General features: G+C 68.1%; 17 protein-coding genes. 15 read left to right on the top strand and 2 right to left on the bottom strand.

What is annotated here, in order from left to right; genetic code table 11:
• Positions 1-32: 32 nt before the first annotated feature.
• A complete protein-coding gene (locus tag ABD210_RS23395) occupies positions 33-1,142 on the bottom strand; it encodes a serine hydrolase domain-containing protein (RefSeq protein ID WP_344114183.1) in 1,110 nt (369 codons plus the stop codon).
• 191 nt (positions 1,143-1,333) lie between these two features.
• On the opposite strand from ABD210_RS23395, the gene ABD210_RS23390 reads away from it, so the two are divergent.
• From ABD210_RS23390 to ABD210_RS23320, 15 genes are all read left to right on the top strand, one after another.
• Positions 1,334-3,265 (top strand): APC family permease, encoded by a 1,932-nt coding sequence (locus ABD210_RS23390; protein WP_344114182.1) that lies wholly within the window; start codon positions 1,334-1,336, stop codon positions 3,263-3,265.
• Positions 3,266-3,403: 138 nt separating this feature from the next.
• Positions 3,404-4,339: a LysR family transcriptional regulator gene (locus tag ABD210_RS23385; RefSeq protein ID WP_344114181.1), complete on the top strand. Its 936-nt coding sequence runs from the start codon at positions 3,404-3,406 to the stop codon at positions 4,337-4,339.
• Between the two features lie 90 nt (positions 4,340-4,429).
• On the top strand, positions 4,430-5,188 hold the full coding sequence (locus ABD210_RS23380) for an SDR family oxidoreductase (RefSeq protein WP_344114180.1): 759 nt from the start codon (positions 4,430-4,432) through the stop codon (positions 5,186-5,188).
• 174 nt (positions 5,189-5,362) lie between these two features.
• Positions 5,363-6,256: an SDR family oxidoreductase gene (locus ABD210_RS23375; protein ID WP_344114178.1), complete on the top strand. Its 894-nt coding sequence runs from the start codon at positions 5,363-5,365 to the stop codon at positions 6,254-6,256.
• A gap of 435 nt (positions 6,257-6,691) precedes the next feature.
• The gene (locus ABD210_RS23370; RefSeq protein WP_344114177.1) at positions 6,692-7,378 is read left to right on the top strand and encodes a GAF and ANTAR domain-containing protein; all 687 of its coding nucleotides are present in this window, start codon (positions 6,692-6,694) and stop codon (positions 7,376-7,378) included.
• A 305-nt stretch (positions 7,379-7,683) separates the two neighbouring features.
• Positions 7,684-8,493 (top strand): glycoside hydrolase family 16 protein, encoded by an 810-nt coding sequence (locus ABD210_RS23365; RefSeq protein ID WP_344114176.1) that lies wholly within the window; start codon positions 7,684-7,686, stop codon positions 8,491-8,493.
• 73 nt (positions 8,494-8,566) lie between these two features.
• Positions 8,567-8,782 carry a DUF3072 domain-containing protein gene (locus ABD210_RS23360; protein WP_344114175.1) on the top strand — a complete coding sequence of 72 codons (216 nt, stop codon included), beginning with the start codon at positions 8,567-8,569 and terminating at the stop codon, positions 8,780-8,782.
• A 290-nt stretch (positions 8,783-9,072) separates the two neighbouring features.
• Positions 9,073-11,412, top strand: coding sequence for an MDR family MFS transporter (locus tag ABD210_RS23355; protein ID WP_344114174.1), 2,340 nt, complete (start codon positions 9,073-9,075; stop codon positions 11,410-11,412).
• A 62-nt stretch (positions 11,413-11,474) separates the two neighbouring features.
• Positions 11,475-12,803 carry an SWIM zinc finger family protein gene (locus ABD210_RS23350; protein WP_344114171.1) on the top strand — a complete coding sequence of 443 codons (1,329 nt, stop codon included), beginning with the start codon at positions 11,475-11,477 and terminating at the stop codon, positions 12,801-12,803.
• Between the two features lie 82 nt (positions 12,804-12,885).
• On the top strand, positions 12,886-14,265 hold the full coding sequence (locus ABD210_RS23345; RefSeq protein ID WP_344114168.1) for a DUF5691 domain-containing protein: 1,380 nt from the start codon (positions 12,886-12,888) through the stop codon (positions 14,263-14,265).
• Entirely contained in the window at positions 14,262-15,371 is a 1,110-nt protein-coding gene (locus ABD210_RS23340; RefSeq protein WP_344114167.1) for an ATP-binding protein, read from the top strand. Before ABD210_RS23345 ends, ABD210_RS23340 begins: the two co-directional genes overlap by 4 nt.
• Positions 15,368-17,545: a DUF5682 family protein gene (locus tag ABD210_RS23335; RefSeq protein WP_344114165.1), complete on the top strand. Its 2,178-nt coding sequence runs from the start codon at positions 15,368-15,370 to the stop codon at positions 17,543-17,545. The genes ABD210_RS23340 and ABD210_RS23335 overlap by 4 nt, the downstream gene beginning before the upstream one ends.
• A gap of 15 nt (positions 17,546-17,560) precedes the next feature.
• Positions 17,561-17,902, top strand: coding sequence for a hypothetical protein (locus ABD210_RS23330; protein WP_344114164.1), 342 nt, complete (start codon positions 17,561-17,563; stop codon positions 17,900-17,902).
• A gap of 89 nt (positions 17,903-17,991) precedes the next feature.
• Positions 17,992-19,077, top strand: coding sequence for a VWA domain-containing protein (locus ABD210_RS23325; protein WP_344114162.1), 1,086 nt, complete (start codon positions 17,992-17,994; stop codon positions 19,075-19,077).
• Between the two features lie 532 nt (positions 19,078-19,609).
• The gene (locus tag ABD210_RS23320; RefSeq protein ID WP_344114160.1) at positions 19,610-20,053 is read left to right on the top strand and encodes a GNAT family N-acetyltransferase; all 444 of its coding nucleotides are present in this window, start codon (positions 19,610-19,612) and stop codon (positions 20,051-20,053) included.
• 256 nt (positions 20,054-20,309) lie between these two features.
• Here the strand turns inward: ABD210_RS23320 and ABD210_RS23315 are convergent.
• The coding region (locus ABD210_RS23315) for an HNH endonuclease signature motif containing protein (protein WP_344114158.1) at positions 20,310-20,961 on the bottom strand (652 nt) is incomplete at its 5' end.

Raw genomic sequence — 20,961 nt, 5'->3', positions numbered from 1 at the left:
CCGGGTAAGGGATTTCGCAGCGACGTTGCCGATCAACGCGCCAGGGATTTCGCAACGAGGTTGCCGATCTGGATCGCGGCCTCCGCCTCGGTCGGGTTGAACCGGTTCTTGGTCAGCCCGAAGGCGATCCCCGTGTCCCGGTCCGCCCAGCCGACGCTTCCACCCATCCCAGGCATACCGAACGAGTTCGGCGACTCTTCCGCGCTCGAGCCCAGCCGGCCGACCGGATAGCCGAGCGCCCAGCTGGCCTGATTCCCCATCAACTCGTCCGTGCCGACCAGGGCCGGACTGGTGATCTCCACGAGCCGCTCCGGGTTGAGCAGACGAACCCCGTCCACCTCGCCGAGCAGAGCGGCGTACAGCTTGGCGATGCCGCGGGCGGACATTGTGCCGCCGGACGGCAGGTCCGCGGTAAGCACGTCGGCGCGGTTGCCGTAGTCGGCAGTCGGCATCACCGCGGCCGGCGCGACCTTGGCGAACATGCCCGCCATCATGGCCAGCATCGCCTGGATGCCGTCGGGTTCGTTCAGCTTGCCGACCCGGTGCAGCTCGGACGCCGGTACGCCGAAATACAGCTCGTCCGCGATGCCGAGGGGTTCGGTGATCTGCTCACGCAGTACTGCGGAGATCGGCTTGCCGGTGGCTCGCCGGACGATTTCGCCGACCAGGAAGCCGAACGTCTGGGCGTGGTAGGTCGTCTTCGTCCCCGGCTCCCACCACAGCTCCGCAGCCGCGATCGCCTCGGTCATGGTGGTCCAGTCGGTCAGGTCCTCGATCGTGGTCTCCGGGGGGATCGCCGGCAGGCCGACCGAATGCGTCAGCACATGCCGCAGCGTCGCCTTCTCTTTGCCGTGCACGCCGAACTCGGGCCAGAGTTCGACGATCGGGGCGTCGTACGAGAGGACGCCGCGGTCGACCAGCAGGTTCGCCACGGTGGCGGTCGCGGCCTTGCCGGTCGAGGCGCTGTAGAAGAGCATGTCCGAGGTGACCGGCATCCCGTTCGCCAGGTCCGCCGTACCGGCGACGGCGTCCACGATGAGCTCGCCGTGCTGGTAGACGGCGACCTGCAGACCGGTCTCGGCGCCCGACTCGATCAGCGCGTCGATGGATTCCTGCACCAGGTGCTGGAGGTTGTCGCTCATGTCCGTCCTAACTATGAGGAGTGCTGTCACCGCTAGGTCGGAGCCCGTCCTGCCTCCTTGACACCCCCCGGCGAAGATTGTTTCGGCCTCAGCGAGACGATGTTAGAGAGCTGTTGGAGCGGACGGTCCGCGGTACTGCTCAACCGCTAGGCTGCGCGCGGCAGGGGGCGGGCAGAGTCGAGGAGGACGCTGTGGGCAGGCCTGAAACGATCCGCGGACGATTGGTGTCGTGGCTGTTGCAGGACCAGCCTGTCGGTCAGCAAGGCCCGCACCGCCCGGCGCCGCACCCGACCCACCCGTGGTGGAAGGTGATGTGCCTGACCGGTGTCGACTACTTCTCCACCCTGGGTTATCAGCCGGCGATCGCGGCTGCGGCGGTCGGGCTGCTGTCGCCGCTGGCCACGCTGGTGCTCGTCCTGGTGACCCTGCTCGGCGCGCTCCCGGTCTATCGTCGGGTGGCGGAGGAGAGCCCGCACGGCGAGGGCTCGATCGCGATGCTCGACCGGATGATGGGCCGCTGGAAGGGCAAGTTCGCCATCCTGGTCCTCCTCGGCTTCATGGCGACCGACTTCATCATCACGATGACGCTCTCGGCCGCCGACGCCACCGCGCACCTGGTCGAGAACCCTTACGTGCCGCATTTCCTGGCCGGCAAGGAGGTGATCATCACCCTGGTCCTGCTCGCTCTGCTGGCCGCTGTGTTCCTGCGCGGCTTCGGTGAGGCGATCAGCCTCGCGGTCGTACTGGTGACGGTGTACCTCGGCCTCAACGTGGTGGTCGTGGCCGATGCGCTGTGGAACGTGATCACCGCGCCCGAACTCGTCACGAGCTGGCGCAATGCCCTCGTCGCCGAGCACTCCAACATCTGGGTGATGATCGGCATCTCGCTCATCGTCTTCCCGAAACTGGCGCTCGGCCTGTCCGGGTTCGAGACCGGCGTCGCTGTGATGCCGCAGGTCGAGGGTTCTTCCGACGACGACCCGGAACGACCGGCCACCCGGATCCGGAACACCCGCAAGCTGCTCACCACCGCCGCCCTGATCATGAGCTGCTTCCTGATCCTCAGCAGTTTCACCACCACCGTGCTGATCCCGGCGGACGAGTTCAAGGCAGGCGGCCAGGCGTCCGGCCGCGCGCTGGCGTTCCTGGCGCACGAGCACCTCGGCAACGGCTTCGGCACCGTGTACGACATCAGCACCATCACGATCCTGTGGTTCGCCGGTGCCTCCGCGATGGCTGGTCTGCTCAACATCGTGCCGCGCTACCTGCCGCGGTACGGGATGATCCCTTCCTGGGCCCGGGCGACCCGGCCGCTGGTCCTGGTCTTCGCGTCGATCGGTTTCGTCATCACGTTGCTGTTCAAGGCGAACGTGAATGCCCAGGGTGGTGCGTACGCGACCGGTGTACTCGTCCTGATGTTGTCCGCGTCGATCGCCGTGACGATGTCGGCGCGGCGCCGTGGCCAACGGAACGCCGCCATCGGATTCGGCGTGATCAGCGTGGTCTTCCTCTACACGACGATCGCCAACATCATCGAACGCCCCGACGGCGTCCAGATCGCGTCGTTCTTCATCTTCGCGATCATCCTGACCTCGCTGATCTCGCGCGCCACCCGGACCCTCGAGCTGCGGGCGACCGGCATCCGCTTCGACGACGAGGCCCGCCGGATCCTGAACGAGGCCGCCGCCACCGGGCAGATCCGGATCATCGCGAACGAGCCGGACGACCGCGACGAGGCGGAGTACCGGGACAAGGACGCCGAGCAGCGAGACGTCAGCAACATCCCGCAGGACGCGTCGGTCATCTTCCTGGAAGTCACGCTGACCGACGCCTCCCAGTTCGAGACCGAGCTGGACGTGCACGGCGAGGAGCGCTTCGGCCACAAGATCCTTCGGGTGGAGAGCCCGTCGGTGGCCAACGCGATCGCCGCGCTGCTGCTGAAGATCCGCGACGAGTGGGGCGTGATGCCGCACATCTACTTCGCCTGGGCCGAGGGCAACCCGTTCTACTTCCTCTTCCGCTACCTGATCTCCGGCGAGGGCGACGTCCCGCCTGTCACCCGCGAGATCCTCCGCCGCGCCGAACCCGACCGCTCGCACCGCCCGCGGGTCCACGTGGGATGACTGCCCCGGACGCCCAGCACTCATCAAGCCGCGGATCTGCCGGTGATCCCTGCGCCGCTGAGCCTGGAGCCGAGGCGATGGTTCCCCACTAGGCGGGGTTGGTGAGTGTTGGCGGTCCGTGCTGCCAGACTCTGGGCTGTGGAGTTGCGGCAGTTGGAGTACTTCGTGGCGGTGGCGCATGAGCGGAGTTTCACGCTCGCGGCAAGGCGGCTGCATGTCGTACAGAGTGCGGTGAGCGCGGCGATCGCCTCGCTGGAGCGGGATCTCAAGGTGACCCTTTTCGAGCGCAGCGCGCAGCGCGTCGTGCTGACCGAAGCCGGTACTGCGCTGTTGCCCGAAGCGCTGGCTGTCATGGACGCTGTGCAGGGCGCGCGTGACGTCGTCGACGAACTAGGCGCGGGGATGCGCGGCTCGGTCCGGGTCGGCCTGCTGCCCGGGCTCGGGCTGATCGACCTGCCGGCCGCTGCGGGCGAGTTCCGCCGGCGCTACCAGAAGGTCGAGCTCCAGTTGCGGGTCGAACCCGAAGGATCAGCGGGCGTCATCGTCGGCCTGCGCAACGGAGACATCGATGTCGGCTTCCTCGGGATCAGCGCGGGCAGTGTGCCTCGCGACCTCACTGCCTGGGAGCTCCTCCGGGTCCCGCAGGTGCTGGCCGTCCCGACCGGGCACCGGCTCGCCCGGCGCAGGTCCATCACGCTGCCGGAGTTGGCCGACGAGGCGTTCGTGGACTTCCCGCCGGGCTTCGGCACCAGAACCTTGATCGACCAGAAGTTCGAGGCAGCTGGGATCGAGCGGCAGGTGGTGGTGGAGGCCCTGGGGATCGACAACGGGGTCCAGTTCGTCCGGCATGGTGTCGGTCTGGGGATCCTGCCCGCCTACGCAGTGGCCGGAGAGGAGGGCATCCGCGCGCTGCCGGTGTCCGGTGAGACCTTCCAGTGGTCCCTCTATATGGCGACGCTGCGGAAACGCAAGCCGTCGGCGGCGCTGCGGGCCCTGCTCGGCCTGGTCAGCCCGCACCTGCGGCATCCCGAGGGAACCGAGCTCGGCCGCGAGCTACAGGATCAACAGAATTGATCCTCGTATCGTATTGATTCGTTGGACCTGATGCATCGACCGGCGCAGGATCTAAGTGTCAGCCAGACACCAGATAGAAGGAGCAGGGCGATGACCGAGGTTGTGAACAACCAGGGGACCACCGAGCGGGTGGCGATCGTGACCGGTGGATCCCGCGGGATCGGTCGCGAGACCGCGGCCCGGTTGGGCCGTGACGGCTACGCGGTGACGGTGGTGTACGGCGGTAACCAGGCCGAGGCCGAGGAAGCCGTCAAGGAGGTCGAGCAGGCTGGCGGCCGGGCGATCGCGGTCCAGGCGGACGTCGCCGACGAGGTCGCGGTGGCCGCGCTGTTCGACAAGACCGAGGAGACCTTCGGTGGGGTGGACGTGCTCGTGCACGCAGCCGGCATCATGCCGTTGGCGCCGCTGGCCGAACTCGACCTGGACGTGTTCGACCGGCTGGTGCGGACAAACCTGCGTGGCACCTTCGTGGTCGACCAGCAGGCGGTCCGTCGACTGCGAAGCGGTGGAGCGATCATCAACATCTCCAGCTCACTCACCAAGCTCGCCCGTCCTGGGTATTCGGCGTACTCCGCGACCAAGGGTGGCGTCGAGGCGATCACGCTCATCCTGGCTCGCGAGCTGCGCGGTCGTGACATCACCGTCAACGCCGTCGCCCCCGGTCCGACCGCCACCGCGCTGTTCTTCGAGGGCAAGTCGCAGGAGCTGATCGACCGCATCGCGGCCGAGCCGCCGCTGGAGCGTCTGGGCCAGCCGCAGGACATCGCCGAGATCATCGCCTTCCTCGCCGGACCTGGTCGCTGGGTCAACGGCCAGGTCATCTACGCCAACGGTGGCTCCGCCGCCTGACCCACCGGGCGGCTCCGCCGCTTGCCCCAACGGCGGCTCCGGCCGTCGGTCCACGGGCGGCCTCCGTCGCCTGAGCCTGTCGGGCGCGCGATCTGCCGCCCGACTTCCCCAGTAGCTCGGCGGTGGCCGCCGCCTGCCCGAAACCCCTTGTTTTGTTGGAGAAGGAGAACTGTCATGAGCAAGATCGTTCTGATCAGCGGTGCTTCGAGCGGCTTCGGCGCGCTCACCGCCCACGCCCTGGCCGACGCCGGCCACACCGTGTACGCCGGGATGCGCGACGTCGCCGGTCGCAACGCCGCTGCGCCGGCCGAGGCGAAGCAGTACTCGACCGAGCACGGAGTCGACCTCCGCACGGTGGACCTCGATGTCAGCTCCGACGAGTCAGCGCGGCAGGCCGTGCGGACCGTCGTGGCGGAGCAGGGTCGCCTGGACGTGCTGATCCACAACGCCGGCCACATGGTGACCGGCCCGGCCGAGGCGTTCACCCCCGAGCAACTCGCCGACTTGTACGACACGAACGTGCTCGGCACCCAGCGGCTCAACCGTGCGGCTCTGCCCCAGTTGCGTGAACAGCAGGATGGCCTGCTCCTTTGGGTCGGCAGCTCGAGCAGCCGCGGCGGCACCCCGCCGTACCTGGCTCCGTACTTCGCGGCGAAGGCGGCGATGGACGCGCTGGCCACCAGTTACGCACTGGAGGTCTCGCGGTTCGGGATCGAGAGCACCATCATCGTGCCGGGCTCCTTCACCCACGGGACGAACCACTTCGCCCACAGCGGCAAGCCCGCCGATGATGACATCGTCGCGGTCTACGAGACCCGGTACGCCGGGCTGATGGAGCAGGTCAGCCACAAGCTCCGTGAGCTCGAGCCGGCGTGGGCCGATGTCGCCGAGGTCGCCGAGGCGATCGTGACCGTGGTCGACACCGAGAAGGGCCGGCGGCCGTTCCGGGTCCACATCGACCCCTCCGACGACGGCGCCGCCGTGGTCAACGCGGTCGCCGACCGGGTCCGGACCGAGTTCCTCCGCCGCGTGGAACTGGACGACCTGCTGCACCCGACCACCGCATGACCCAACGCCTGAGGTCGGCGCCTCCGGGGCTCCAGCAACGCAGGCGGCCTGTGTCCGGGCGACCCGTCTTGGGACCGGCTGTGGAAGTCGCTGAACGACAGGTCAGCCGTCGTCCTCCTGCACCCGACCTCGCCCCGCAGTGGCGGCAGGTCGCACTCGACCGGCCCCGGCCGGCCTGGGTGACGATGAACCGGAGGTCGGGATAGCGGGCGAGGATCCCCGTCAGGACCAGGGAAAGACCATTTGCTCTACGGCAGCGATCACTGGTTCACCCCGGTGGAAGAGGTGGCGCAACAGATCGCAGCCTTGGACGAATCAACTGTGGCGGATGGATGGTGGACTCGCACCACGGCGAACGCAGTACGGCTGCTTGGTCAGCGAGTCGCGTCCTGATCATTCACTGGTGAAGGACGAATCGCGTCGTAAGGTTGGTCTGTGGACGATGACGGCGCGGATGTCGCGGATGTCTTCGCACAACTCGCTGTCGAGTTGCATGAAGAACCCGGCGTTGAAGAAACCGTGGAGGCTGTGCTTCAGTTCGCCCTGCAGGCGGTCAGCTGCACTCATGCAGGTGTCGCCCTGTCCCAGCGTCGAGGTCAGCTGGAGACTCTCGCGGTCACCGACCCGCTGATTGAGCAGAGCGACGAGATCCAGCGCGACAGCGGTGAAGGTCCGTCGCTCGACGTGATCAATGGCGAGGACACGGTCCTGGTGCCGGACACCGGCAGTGACGAGCGCTATCCCATCTGGGCCCCGAAGGTTGCGGCCCTTTCGCTGCGCAGCGTACTCAGCGTGCGGCTCCAAGCCAATGGGACCGCTCTGGGCGTGCTGCAGTTGTCCAACACCGAGCCCTACGCGTTCGAGCCCGATGACGATGCCGTCGCGCACATCCTCGCCCGGCACGCGTCGGTGGCGCTGGCCAGCGCCCGGCAGGAGGCCTCGCTGTGGCAGGCGATCGACGCGCGCAAGCTGGTCGGCCAGGCCCAGGGCATCCTGATGGAGCGGTTCGGTATCGACGGCGACAAGGCGTTCACCGTGCTCCGCCGCTACTCGCAGGACAACAACATCAAACTCCGCGACGTCGCGCAGCGGCTGATCGACACCCGCAAACTGCCGGACTAGGGAGCTTGAGTTTGTGATGTTGCGGGGACGGGCCCGGACTGCGCAGCGGTCCCGAAGCGGCGACCTTGAACACCAAGCAGGGACCGCGGACACGAAATAACGTGTTCAAGGCCCCGACTACCTGTCCCAGGTCCCCACTCTTGGCCAGGGCCACACCCACCCAGCCCTCCGCGGCCCCCTGGCCAAAAGCATCATCACGAACTACGGCTGTCGTACTAGCCGGATAACCCTTTCGCTGAAGGGAGATCCTTTCCAGGCTGGTCGAAGTCATCGAATTGTCATCGTCCGTTCTTACGGTGAGGAAGATGACAAACAAACGGATGAAATTCCTGCTCGCTGCGCTGGTGGTCGTGGCCGGCGCCTACTTCGTGCAACCCGGACCGGACGCGGCGGCCGCAGTACAGGACGACGGCACCGCGGCTTCGAAGTACAACTGGGGTACGCCGTTGCCGGGGTCGGACGAGTTCGATTACAGCGGCGCACCGGACGCCGGCAAGTGGGGCGTGTACGGCGCCGGTGGTGACGAGGGTGGTTCCGGCTCGAACTGCTGGCCGGGTCACTCCGGCAACGGCCGTCGATGCGCTAGCGCCAACTCCGTGGCCGACGGGTATCTGCGCCAGACTGGTCTGGCTAACGGGGACACCGCTGGAATCGCCTCGAAGACGAACCTCAAGCACGGGCGGTGGGAGGTGCGGGCCCGGATGGCGGCGGCTCCTGGCGCCTCGGGCGATCCGTATCACCCGGTGCTGATCACCTGGCCGGCGAACGACGAGTGGCCGGCCGGCGCGGAGTACGACTTCCTCGAGGTCAACATCGGTGATCGCGGAGCCGGCGCGTTCCTGCACTACCCGAACCATCAGCCGAGAGTCCAGGAGCACGCCGAGAAGGCGGGGGTCGACCTGACCCAGTGGCACAACTACGGCTTCGAGTGGACCACGGACGGGCTGGTCGGCTACATCGACGGTGCTGAGTGGTTCCGCTTTCATTCGGACTGCATCCAGTGCGCGCCTGGCCCGATGCACCTCACCATCCAGCTCGACAACTTCTTCGGCTCCGGCGGTCTCCAGAAGGCCTTCCTCGACGTCGACTGGGCCCGGATCTATCCAGCTCCCTGACGCATGAGTTCACTTCGGCCGGGTACCTGGCTGCCAGCAATCGAGCAGGTATTCGAACGCGAAGGGAACCGAGATGAGCGCCGATAGTGACGTGCAGCCGACCCCCGAGAAGGACCCTGAGGACTGGGTCACCGGCGACGAGCCGATGACCGGTCCGCAGGCGTCTTATCTGAGTACGTTGGCGCAGGAAGCGGGGCTTGAACCGCCATCGGCCGAGCTCAGCAAGGCGGAGGCGTCTCACTTGATCGACGACCTGCAGGCCCGGACCGGCCGCGGAGCGGGAAGCTGACGCCGGGGTTGCCTGTCTTGAAAGGCCCCGGTGGGCCCTGACAGCACCACCGGGGCGGACTTTCAGTTGATCACTCAACAGTTCCAAATGGTAGCGGATTCAGCTGGTGGCGTTCGACCGGGTGCTCCGCAGGCAGAGACCCGCTGGGCGGCGCCAACCCGGCGGGCTTATCGTTGGGTACTGCAACCAAATACCTGGCCCGGGTGAGGACCCAATGCCGGCCGTACTCCGCCCCAGAGCAGCTCGACCAGCTGCTCCGGCCGAACGACCGCGCAGGAGAACGGACCCCGATGTCTGCCACCGAGACCATGTCTGTTGCCGCGCCCGGGGCCATCGCTCCGGGTGACCCGGCGACGTCGCCACCCGCCGCACCGCAACCCGCAGTACAGGCGTCCGGGCCGCCCAGGCCGGTGGATCCCGGGCTGAGCCACAAGGAGATCCTCGAGATCCTGATCGGGCTGCTCGCCGCGTTGTTCACGGCAGTGCTGAGCTCGACGATCGTCAGCAACGCACTGCCGACGATCATCGCGGACCTGGAAGGCTCGCAGACCCAGTACACCTGGGTGATCACCGCCAGCCTGCTCGCGATGACCGTGTCCACGCCGGTCTGGGGCAAGCTCTCCGACCTGATGAGCAAGAAGTTGCTCGTCCAACTCGCGATCATCCTGTTCGTCATCGGTTCGGCCCTGGCCGGGATGGCGCACAACGTTCCGTTCCTGATCGGCGCCCGCGTCCTGCAGGGGCTGGCGATGGGCGGTCTGATGGCTTTGGCGCAGGCGATCATCGGTGCCGCGATCCCACCGCGCGACCGCGGCCGGTACTCCGGCTACATGGGTGCCGTGATGGCTCTGGCGACCGTGAGCGGGCCGCTGATCGGCGGCGTCATCGTCGACACCTCCTGGCTCGGCTGGCGCTGGTGTTTCTATGTGTGCGTACCGCTCGCGGTCGTCAGCCTTGTTGCCCTGCAGCGCTTCCTGCACCTGCCGGTGATCAAGCGCAAGGTGAAGATGGACTACCTGGGCGCGGCCTTCATCAGCGGTGCGGCCAGCCTGCCGCTGATCTGGGTCTCGTTCGCCGGCCAGCACTTCCCGTGGTGGTCGTGGCAGACGGGCGCGTATCTCGGCGGTGCGGCCCTGCTGGCAATCCTCGCCGTGATCGTGGAGAGCAAGGCGAGTGAACCGCTCGTCCCGTTGAAGGTCGTACGCGAACGCACCACGGCGCTGGCGATCCTGGCCAGCGTCTCCGTCGGCATCGCGATGTTCGGCAGTGCGGTCTTCCTCGGCCAGTACTTCCAGGTCGCCCGGGGTTACAGCGCCACTGAGGCAGGGCTGCTGACGATCCCGATGATGTTCGGCTCGTTGCTCGGGTCGGTCGGTGCCGGGCAGCTGATCAGCCGGTTCGGTAAGTGGAAGCGATACCTGGTGCTAGGAGGGCTGTTCCTGGTCGCGGGCCTAGGCGTGCTCGGCACGATCGACCACACCAGCCCGTACTGGTACATCGGCCTCGGCATGCTCGGCATGGGTATCGGCATGGGCATGATGATGCAGAACCTCGTCCTGGCCGTGCAGAACACCGTCGACGTGAGCGAGGTCGGCGCAGCCAGTGCCACGGTCACGTTCTTCCGCAGCCTCGGTGGTGCTGTGGGAGTCTCCGTGCTCGGCGCGGTGCTGGCGACGCGGGTGATGGACCTGATCACCGCAAACGTTCTGAAGCTGGGGCCCGAAGGCGCCCAGGCGGCAAGGGCTTTGCAGGACGGGTCCGGCACGAGCGTGCTCGACGTCGGTGCCCTCCCGCCGCAGTTGGCGAACATCGTCAGGCACGCGTACGGCGACGCCACCGGGCAGATCTTCGCGATTGCGGCTGCGGCTGCCGTGGTGAGCCTGCTGGCGGTGCTGTTCCTCCGCGAGGTGCCGCTGCGGAGGACCGTGGCGATGGCGGACCAGGAGGACGTAGTACAGGCTGATCTGGCTGCGGCGGCTGCGCCGGGGGCGGGGAGTCCTGGCGTGCTGCCGAATCCGGACGATCCGGCTGAGCGCGCTGCTGTGGTGGCGTTGGACGTGATCACCTCGGCCGAGCGGACTGCGCTCGAGCGGGAGCGGGAGGCCAGCGAGCGGGTCCAGGCGGCGGCCAACGTGATCCGGCGGATGCGGACCGATGTGGCCGATCTGTTCAGCCGGGTGGATCAGCAGATCGCTGAGCTCGAGCAGACCTTGCCGGGCGGCGACAGTGATCACCCGATGGCGCCTGTCCTGGACGCGCATCAGGGGGACGGGGAGTTGGTGGGCGAGCTCAGGCGGTACGAGTTGAGCGTGCTCAGTGCGAGCCAGCGGACGGCCGATCACCTGCGCCAGGTCGCGAAGGCCGAGGCCGACGAATTGCTGGCCGCGGCGCGGTCGGAGGAGGACGCGATCCGGCAGCGCATCGCGGAGTTGCGCGCCGTCGAGGAGCGGTTGCTGGGTTCGGTTCGCGACGGTCTGTCCGACACTCCAGCGCCGCCGGCCGCCCCGCCGCCCGCCATCACCAATCCGCACCGCGAGGACGGCGCGGATCATCAGCACAACGGTGCCGCGGACACGGCCGGGAACGGGTATCCGGGCAGCTACGAATCGGAGCGGCAGGCCTTCGGGTAAGGGCGTTCGAACGGTTGTCGGCGAGGGGTGGCATGCTCTCGGCTCACGGGTAGGAACGAGCTGTGGCAGGGGGCGAAGTGGAGCCTTGGGATGCGGAGCAGGTGCTTGCGCTGGCACCCGATCCTGCCTCAGCCAAGGCAGGACAGGCCCAGGCTCGGGCGACGAAGTGGTCTGCCGGGGGCTGTTCCGACCGCGCGCTCTGGGGCCTCTGCCAGGGCAGCGGCAAACAGCCCTACCAGACGGCGGTCGAGCTCGCCGGGCCCGCGTTCCGCTGTTCTTGTCCGAGTCGCAAGTTCCCCTGTAAGCACGCGCTCGGGCTGATGATGTTGTGGTCCAGCGGGGAGGTCGTCGCCGCCGACGAGCCTGACTGGGTGTCCTCCTGGCTGACTGAGCGCTCGACGCGGGTTGAACGCACCGCGGACAGAGCGGAGAAGAAGCCGGGAGAAGTCGCGGATCCACTGGCGGCCCAGCAGCGAGCCGCCCGTCGGGCGGATCGTGTGTCCGCCGGCATGGCCGAGCTGCAGAGCTGGCTGGACGATCAGGTACGCCGAGGCCTGAGCGGATTCGAGCAGCGTGGGTACTCCGAGCTGAGCCGTCTCGCCGCGCGCATGGTGGACGCCCAGGCGCCAGGCGTGGCAGGAGCAGTACGCCGGGCAGCTGGGGTGGTGGGCCGAGGCCACGGCTGGCCGGGCGAACTCCTGGAGGAGTTGTCGTTGATCCACCTCACCGTTTCCGCGCACGGCAGGCTCGCCGAGCTGCCGCCCTCGCTTGCGGACACCGTGCAGTCCCGGATCGGCTGGACGGTGGAAACCGCCCGGGTTCTGGCCGAGGGGGAGAAGGTGGAGGACGACTGGCTCGTCCTCGGCCGGGTGATCGAGCCGGACGACTACCTGACCGTACGGCGGCTGTGGTTGCGCGGGGCTTCTTCCGGCCGGCTCGCGCTGATCCTCAACTTCGCGTCGGCGGGACGTCAGCTGGACCCCCTTCCGGGCCGTCCGGGGGAGTTGGTGCCGGGCGTGCTGTCGTTCTACGCCGGGGCTTTACCGATGCGGGCGCTGCTTACCCAGACGGCACCACGCTTGCCTGGCGGCCGTCCGGGTGGCCTGAACGCGAGGCAGGCGCTCGCGTCGTACGTGGAGTCGTTGGCGGCCGATCCCTGGAACGAGCGGTGGCCGCTGGTGCTGGCGGACGTGCGGCCGGCGAGGAACGGGGACGGCTGGGCATTGGTGGACGCTGCGGGCGATGGGTTGGAGCTGTTGCCGGGGACGGATCCGTGGAGGTTGCTCGCGGTGTCGGCAGGGGATCCCCTCACGGTTGCGGGTGAGTGGAACCGGGCCGGCTTCAAGCCGATCACGTGCTGGCACGGCGACCGCCCGGTGGTGTTGTCATGACGCGTCGACGGTGGACGGCTGCTGCCGCGTGGTGCCTCGGTGGGCGACGGACGGTGGCGTCGTGAGGGGGTGGGATGGATTGGTGAGTTCGGCCTTGCTCGGGACCGAGCGGCGGCCGCCGCATTTCGACGAACTGCCTCCGGCGATCCAGGAACAGCTGGGTGAGGGTGAGCTGCTGGACGCCGCCGCCTTTGCCACGCTCTACAAGCGAGCCGGCCGGCTGCCGCTGCAGGGTTTGACGCCACTGCCCTCGGCGGTCGGCGAGGACAGGCCGCTCCCAAGGCCGGTGGCGATCCGCCGGTTGGCCGCGATGCTCGGCGGATTCCAGACGGCCGCGCTGGGTGAGTGGCTGCGTGCAGCGGATGCTCGCGGATGGGGCGTACCGCCGGAACACCTTCCTGCGTTGGCGGATTTCGCTCGCGGGCGCTCGGAGTACCGGCCGCTGGTGGTCGCGGCGGCCGGTCGCCGGGCGAGCTGGCTGGCCGACCTCAACCCCGACTGGCGGTTCCTCCACGCTGCGGTTGCTGAGAGCAACGACCCCGAGGTCTGGACGCACGGCAACGCGATCCAGCGCCGCAGCTGGTTCCGTTCCCTGCGTCAACAAGACCCCGAAGCCGCCCTGGAAGCCCTGCGCGAAGTCTGGCCTGCTGAGGCTGCAGCCACGCGGGCGGAGTTCCTCGGTCTCTTGGCGGTGGGTCTGTCACCTGCGGACGAGGAGTTCTGTGAGGCGGCTCTCGACGACCGCTCCAAGGAGGTACGCCGGGTCGCGGCCGGGTTGCTCGCGCGGATCCCGGGTGCGCGGTACGGCGAACGCATGGCCGAGCGGGTGCGGTCCCAGCTGACGGTCAGCCAGGGTGTTCTTGCCGTGAACCTGCCCACGCGGGTGACCGCGTCCATGTTGCGGGACGGCATCGATCCGCAACCGCAGGAAGGACTGGGCAAACGCGCTGGGTGGTTCCGGCAGATCCTTGCGGCGGCTCCGCTTGCGACGTACGAGCTGGAGTATCTCGCGATGCCGGTCGAGGGGTGTGCTCCTGAGATCTTCCACGTCGCCTGGGCCGAAGCGGCTGTGCGCGAGCGATCGGTTGAATGGGCCCGCGCCTTGCTGCAGGCCGAAGCATCGACCGGCAACCGGATCGCCGAGCTGCTGCGGGTGCTGCCTGAAGAGGAATGGGTCGCGGCGACCGAGGCGTTGCGATCCCGGCTCGACCTCGCGGATCTGGTCGGCGGGCTGCCCGTGCCGTGGCCGGCTCCGCTCGGGGTGATGGTTCTCGACCAGCTCGCGAAGGTCGGAACCGCTCGCAACTGGGCGCGTCTGGCGAGCATCGCGGCCCGGGCGGTGCCGGCCGAAGTACTGAACCATCCGATCACTCGTGAGCCGACTGGTGAGGAAGACACCTGGCGGTCGCGTCTTGTCGAGACCCTGATCTTCCGTCGTGAGATGTACGAGGAGCTGTCATGACTGTGACCACCGCTGCGCAAACTCCGACCCCCCAGGTGCTGCGCCCGCACGCCGAGGAGGAGTACGCCGGTGAGCTGGCCGCGCTGGCTGCCTCGGACGACCGGCCGCGGCCGCCTGCGTGGCGGATGTCCCCGGCCGCGGTGGTGACGTATCTGCTGGGTGGTGCTGCGGGTGATGTCGAGATCACGCCGAAGTATGTGGGACCGCGCCGGTTGGTGGAGGTAGCTGTCGCGACTCTGGCGACGGATCGCGCCCTGCTGTTGCTCGGCGTACCGGGCACTGCGAAGACATGGGTCAGCGAACATCTGGCGGCAGCCATCAGCGGTGACTCGACCTTGTTGGTGCAGGGCACCGCAGGCACTGCCGAGGAGGCGATCCGGTATGGGTGGAACTACGCGCAGTTGATTGCCCAGGGCCCCAGTGAGACCGCGTTGGTGCCGAGTCCGGTACATCGGGCGATGAGGGACGCGAAGATCGCCCGGATCGAGGAGCTGACCCGGATGCCGTCCGACGTCCAGGATGCGCTCATCACGATCCTGTCGGAGAAGACGTTGCCGATTCCCGAGCTCGGGACGGAAGTCCAAGCCCGTAAGGGATTCAACGTCATTGCCACGGCCAACGATCGCGACAAGGGCGTCAACGAACTGTCGAGCGCGTTGCGGCGAAGGTTCAACACGGTGGTGCTGCCATTGCCGGATTCCGCCGAGGACGAGGTGGAGATCGTCTCGCGCCGGGTCGCGCAGCTTGGCTCGTCGCTCGAACTACCTCAGCAGGACAACGCGCTGGACGAGATCCGCCGCGTGGTGACCGTGTTCCGCGAGCTGCGGGCCGGCCGGACCGAGGACGGCCGGACCGCGGTGAAGTCACCCTCCGGCACGTTGTCCACCGCCGAGGCGATCAGCGTGGTGACCGGCGGACTCGCTCTCGCCGCGCACTTCGGTGACGGCGTGCTGCGCTCGTACGACGTGGCCGGCGGCATCCTCGGCGCGGTGGTCAAGGATCCCTCGGCAGATCGGGTGGTCTGGTCGGAGTACCTGGAGACGGTGGTGCGCGAACGGGACGGCTGGTCCGACTTCTACCGGGCGTGCCGGGACATCACCGGATGACCGTTCACCTCTTCGGGATCAGGCACCACGGCCCGGGTTCGGCCCGGGCACTGGCGGCTGCACTGGCGGAGCTTCAGCCGGACATCGTGCTGATCGAGGGACCACCCGAGGCGGACAAAATCGTCTCGCTGGCCGCGAGTGCCGACATGGTGCCGCCCGTGGCTCTGCTTGCCTATGCGGTCGACGATTCGACCCGGGCTGCGTTCTGGCCGTTCGCGGTGTTCAGCCCGGAATGGCAGGCGATCCGGCATGCGCTGACGGCCGGCGTACCGGTCCGGTTCTGTGATCTGCCGGCGGCGCACCAGTTCGCGTCGTCGGGCTCGGAGGGACGGCGCGGGCTGTCGATGGATCCGCTGGCGACGTTGGCGGCAGCCGGTGGATACGACGACCCCGAGCGCTGGTGGGACGACGTGATCGAGCACCGGCGCGACGGAGCCGAGCCGTTCACGGTGATCGCCGAGGCAATGGGCGAGTTGCGTGTCGGCGAGGAGGCGACCGGTCGGGAGGCGCAGCGCGAGGCCTACATGCGGACGGTGCTGCGGAAGGCTCTTCGCGAGGGATTTGAACGGATCGCCGTTGTCTGTGGTGCTTGGCATGTGCCGGCGTTGCAGGCACCGTTGCCCCCGGCAACGCATGATCAACGCATCCTGAAAGGCTTGCCGAAGCGGAAGGTCGCCTGCACCTGGGTGCCTTGGACGCACGGCCGATTGGCTTCTTCGAGTGGGTATGGAGCCGGCGTGACGTCGCCCGGCTGGTATCACCATCTCTTCACGGCACCCGACCAGATCACCACGCGCTGGCTGTCGAAGGTCGCCCGCGTACTACGGGCCGAGGATCTGCCGGTTTCGAGTGCTCACGTGATCGAGGCGGTCCGGCTGGCGGACACGCTGGCGGCATTGCGTGAGCGGCCACTAGCGGGGTTGAGCGAGGTCACCGAAGCCACCCGGGCCGTGTTGTGTGGCGGGAACGACGTACTGCTTGAGCTGGTGACGCGAGAAGCTGTCGTCGGGGAACTGCTGGGCGAAGTACCGGCTGAGACTCCGCAGGCTCCCGTTGCGGCGGATCTCGCAGCGCAGGCCCGGCGATTGCGGATGAAGCGGGACGCGGCAGAACGCGTGGTCGACCTGGATCTGCGCAAGCCGAACGATCTGGAGAAGTCGCGATTGCTGCACCGGCTTCGGATCCTGGGGATCGACTGGGGTGTGCCGACGGCGGACGAACGGCGAAACCAGGGCACGTTCCGCGAGGTGTGGACGCTGAGCTGGGATCCCGGGCTCGAGGTCGACCTGGTCGCGGCGGGCGCGCACGGGACGACTGTGCTCGGTGCTGCCACGACTGTGATGCTGCGGGTTGCCGGCGAATCCTCGACGCTGGCCGACGTTACTTCGGCATTGGAGCGGTCGCTGCTGGCGGATCTGGCGGAGGCCTTGCCGGCCTTGCTTTCCGGAGTGGATACGCGCGCGGCCAAGGACGCTGATGTCGGTCATCTGATGGCGGCCTTACCTGCGTTGGCGCGGTCGGCTCGGTATGGGGATGTGCGCGGGAGCGATACGGCAGGACTCGGTGCGGTTGCGAGCCGGATGGTGTCGCGGGTCTGTGCTGGTCTTGGTCGGACTGTTCACGGGCTGGATCCCGAGGCTGCGGCTTCAGTGTTGGAGCTCATCGACGGAGTGCAGGATGCGACCGCGCTGTTGTCACCGGACGTTCGCGCCGAGTGGCTGACGACGCTCGAAGGCTTGAGCGATCGGTCGTCGGTGCCGCCGCTGATCGCTGGACGGCTGACTCGGCTGATGCTCGATACGTCACGGCTGGATGCGGGCGAGGTTGGGCTGCGCCTGGGCCGGGTGCTGACGCGCGGGACTCCGACTGCTGATGCAGCCGGGTACGTGGAGGGGTTCCTGGCCGGCGGTGGTCTGCTGTTGATCCACGACGAGCACCTGCTGACATTGGTAGATTCCTGGCTGGCAGGGATCCGCGACGAGGACTTCCTGGAGGTGCTGCCGTTGCTGCGCCGCACCTTCGGCACCTTCGCCCCGCCGGAACGCCGCTCAATCGGCTCCCGCGCAGCCCTCCTGGGCGGCCGCCGCGTCGCAGTTGTGGCCGAGGACAAGGATCTCGACCTGGACCTGGCAGCCTCCGTCCTGCCCGCCGTAGCCCGTCTGTTGGGGGTGTGACCGCCATGACTCCGGATGCTTCGCATGCTCCGGACGCTTCGAGTGCTTCGGGCGCTGGGGGTGCTGTGCGTGCTGTGGGTGCCGCGGATGCTCCGGGCGCTCCGGGCGCTCCGGGCGCTTCTGGCGCCGCGGGTGCTGTGGATGCTGGGGGTGCCGCGGATGCTTCGGGCGCGGCGGGCGCGGCGGGCGCTGTGGGTGCTGTGGATGCTGGGGGTGCCGCGGATGCTGGGGGTGCCGCGGGCGCTGTGGGTGCTTTGGATGCTGCGGGCGCTGGGGGTGCTTCGAGTGCTTCGAGTGCTTCGAGTCCTTCGGGCGCTTCGGGTGGCCGGGCTGCTGCGGGAGCTTCGGGTGCTGTGAATGCTGCCAGTGCTGTCGATGCTTCGGATGAGGAGCGGTTGCGGCGGTGGCGGCTTGTGCTTGGCAGTGAGGCCGAGCCGGAGACTGGGATGACGTTGTCGGCGGCCGACAGATCCGTCGACGCCGCCCTCGCTGCCCTGTATGACGCGGAGGCGGGTGAGTCAGGCCCTGGGCGATCGGCAGGCTTGGGTTCCTCGGCGCCGCGGGTTGCGCGGTGGTTGGGGGACATCCGCAGCTACTTCCCGAGCACGGTCGTCCAGGTGATGCAGCGGGACGCCGTCGAGCGGCTCGGCATCACCCGCCTGCTGATGGAACCGGAACTCCTCGGCGCGGTCGAACCCGACGTACACCTGGTCAGCACCCTCCTCGCGCTCAACGAGGTGATGCCCGAGGAAACCAAGCAGACCGCACGAGAAGTTGTCGGCCGCGTCGTCGCCGAGCTCGAACAACGCCTGGCCCAGCGAACCCGAGCCGCCGTCACCGGAGCACTCGATCGAGCCGGGCGTACCGGCCGGCCGCGACACTCGGACATCGACTGGGACCGAACCATTCGCGCCAATCTCAAGCACTTCTCGCCCGCCCTGGGAACGATCGTGCCGGACCGGCTGGTCGGCTATGCCCGCCGCAACCACAGCGTGCAACGCGATGTCGTTCTGGCGATCGACCAGTCCGGCTCCATGGCGGAATCAGTCGTCTACGCGAGCCTCTTCGGCGCAGTACTGGGTTCGATGCGCGCGCTCAGAACCAGCCTGGTCGTCTTCGACACCGCTGTGGTCGACCTGACCGACCAGCTCGACGACCCGGTCGACGTCCTGTTCGGGACCCAGCTCGGTGGTGGCACCGACATCAATCGTGCGCTCGCGTACTGCGAGGGCCTCATCACCCGCCCGGCCGAGACGGTACTCGTCCTCATCAGCGATCTCTATGAGGGCGGCGTCCGCGAGGAGATGCTGCGGAGGGCCCGTTCCCTAGTCGAGTCCGGCGTCCAGGTCATCGCACTCCTCGCCCTCGCTGACTCCGGAGCCCCGTCCTACGACGCCGACAACGCCGCCGCCCTCACCAACCTCGGTATCCCCACCTTCGCCTGCACCCCTGACCTCTTCCCTGACCTCCTAGCCGCCGCAATCCGCCACGAAGACATCCCCACCTGGACCGCCACAAACCTTTCCAGCTGAGGTTCTTACGAGCCCAGGTCCAAGAGCGCCACCGCAGGGACTCTTGCCAGCGGTGTGTGCGGCTCCAGGGATGGTGGCTTCGGGGTGCGTGTGGTGGCTTCGGACACCCTAGGGACTGCGGATACCATCTGGGGACCTTGGACAGCAAATATCATGACCGCGGACCCGGGTAGGTGTCCCAGCTTCCCAGATCTGGTTGAACCTGCCAGCAGATCTGCTCGCCTGTCCGGGCCTGCCTCCACTCGAACGTCGGCTCGCAGCTAAAGCTGGGTCCCGGCCGCCGGTAACGGCTTCTTCGCCCGATAGCACCGTACTTGCCGCCAGTCGCCGAACTACGCGGCAGGGGATGGAGTGATGCCTGCTCGCGTGAAGCAGGAGCAGCACCCGTGGGTCTTCGGGCGCACGAGCGTGGGGATGGGCGGAAAGGAGTGGCGGCGGAGAGCTGTTGGGCGAACGATGGCGGGTGTCGGCGAGGGCGTTCTGCAGGCCGATGTAGTCGGTAGAGTCGGTGGAGCGGTCAAGGGATGGGGTAATGAGAGTTTCAGGAGTTGGGGTTGAGGAGTATGGGCGCGCGGCGGAGGTCTGGGAGGCTTCCGTCCGGGCCACTCATGACTTCGTGACGGAGGCGGATCTCGACGTGTTCCGGCCGTTGGTGGCCGGTTCGTTCGGGAAGATCGCGCAGTTGGCGGGCTTGTGGGACGACGACGACCGGCTGGTGGGATTCGTCGGCGTCGAGCATGGCAAGGTCGAGATGCTGTTCCTCGATCCCGAGGTCCGCGGCCAGGGCGGCGGCAAACTGCTGATCGAGCACGCCATCGAGGTCTTCGGCGCCAGCACGCTCGACGTCAACGAACAGAACCCCCACGCCGTCGGCTTCTACCTCCACCATGGCTTCCGGGTCATCGGCCGCTCCGAGCTGGACAGCACCGGACGCCCCTACCCTCTTCTCCACCTCACCCTCAGCCCGACCGCCTGACTCCAGGCCTGCTTGGTCCGCGCCGGACCGGTGCCGCTCCTTGCCGATGGTCAGGCTCAAGTGGGATCGGCATCCGGACGGTTGTCGGAGGCAATGAACTGTCCATCGGCCAGATCGGATCGGCAGCATCCCCAGAGCTTGAGCGTGCCTGGTCGGCCCGGTCTTGCTCGGTGGGCGTGGCTGCGGTGTTTGTCGCTTCCCGGTGACCTTCAGCGGTGACACCGGGCATGGCATGCAGGTGCCGGCCGGGCGGTACTCACGGACCGGGGAGCCCGGTGTCCTGGTCGTCGTCCCAGGGCGACTTCCAGGCGGTGTCGGTTGCCGCGCTGCTTGGGGCGCGCGCGGTTGTGGCGTGGAGTGGTTCGTCGCCCCAGGGGTTGAGGCGTGCGGTTTCCTCCGGGGTGATCCAGGGGATGTCGCTGGTGTGTGGCCAGGCCGGAGCCGGGCGCGGTGGCCCCTGGTCGCCGGGTGGCTGTTCGTCGCCCGTTGCGCCGGGTGAACCGGGTGCGGGGCGTGTGTCTGGTGTGGCGGGTGGTCGCTTCCGGTTGAGGCGTGGGAGGCGGCCGGGTTCGGCCCAGGTGGGGCGGGTGACGTTGACGCGGCCGCGGGTGATGGTGATGGTCCAGTGGCCGTGGTGGATCTGGATGTGATGGGCCCGGCAGAGCAGGACCAGGTTCCAGATCGCGGTCGGGCCGCCGTCGATCCAATGGATCAGGTGGTGGGCGTCGCACTGGATCGGTGGTGCGCCGCACACGACGCAGCCCCTGTCGCGGAAGTTCAGCGCGCGGCGCATCGCCCGGTTGACGAACCGTTCCTCCTTCCCCACATCCAAAGGTTCGGAGTCGGTGCCGAGGATGATGGGGACGACGCCGGCGTCGCAGGCGAGGCGGCGGACGGCGGCGGCGGAC

This window comes from Kribbella alba (assembly GCF_039529635.1).
Classification (GTDB): Bacteria; Actinomycetota; Actinomycetes; order Propionibacteriales; family Kribbellaceae; genus Kribbella; species Kribbella alba.
The sequence above is the reverse complement of the archived record's forward strand: the minus strand, read 5'-3'. Positions and strand labels throughout refer to the sequence as shown.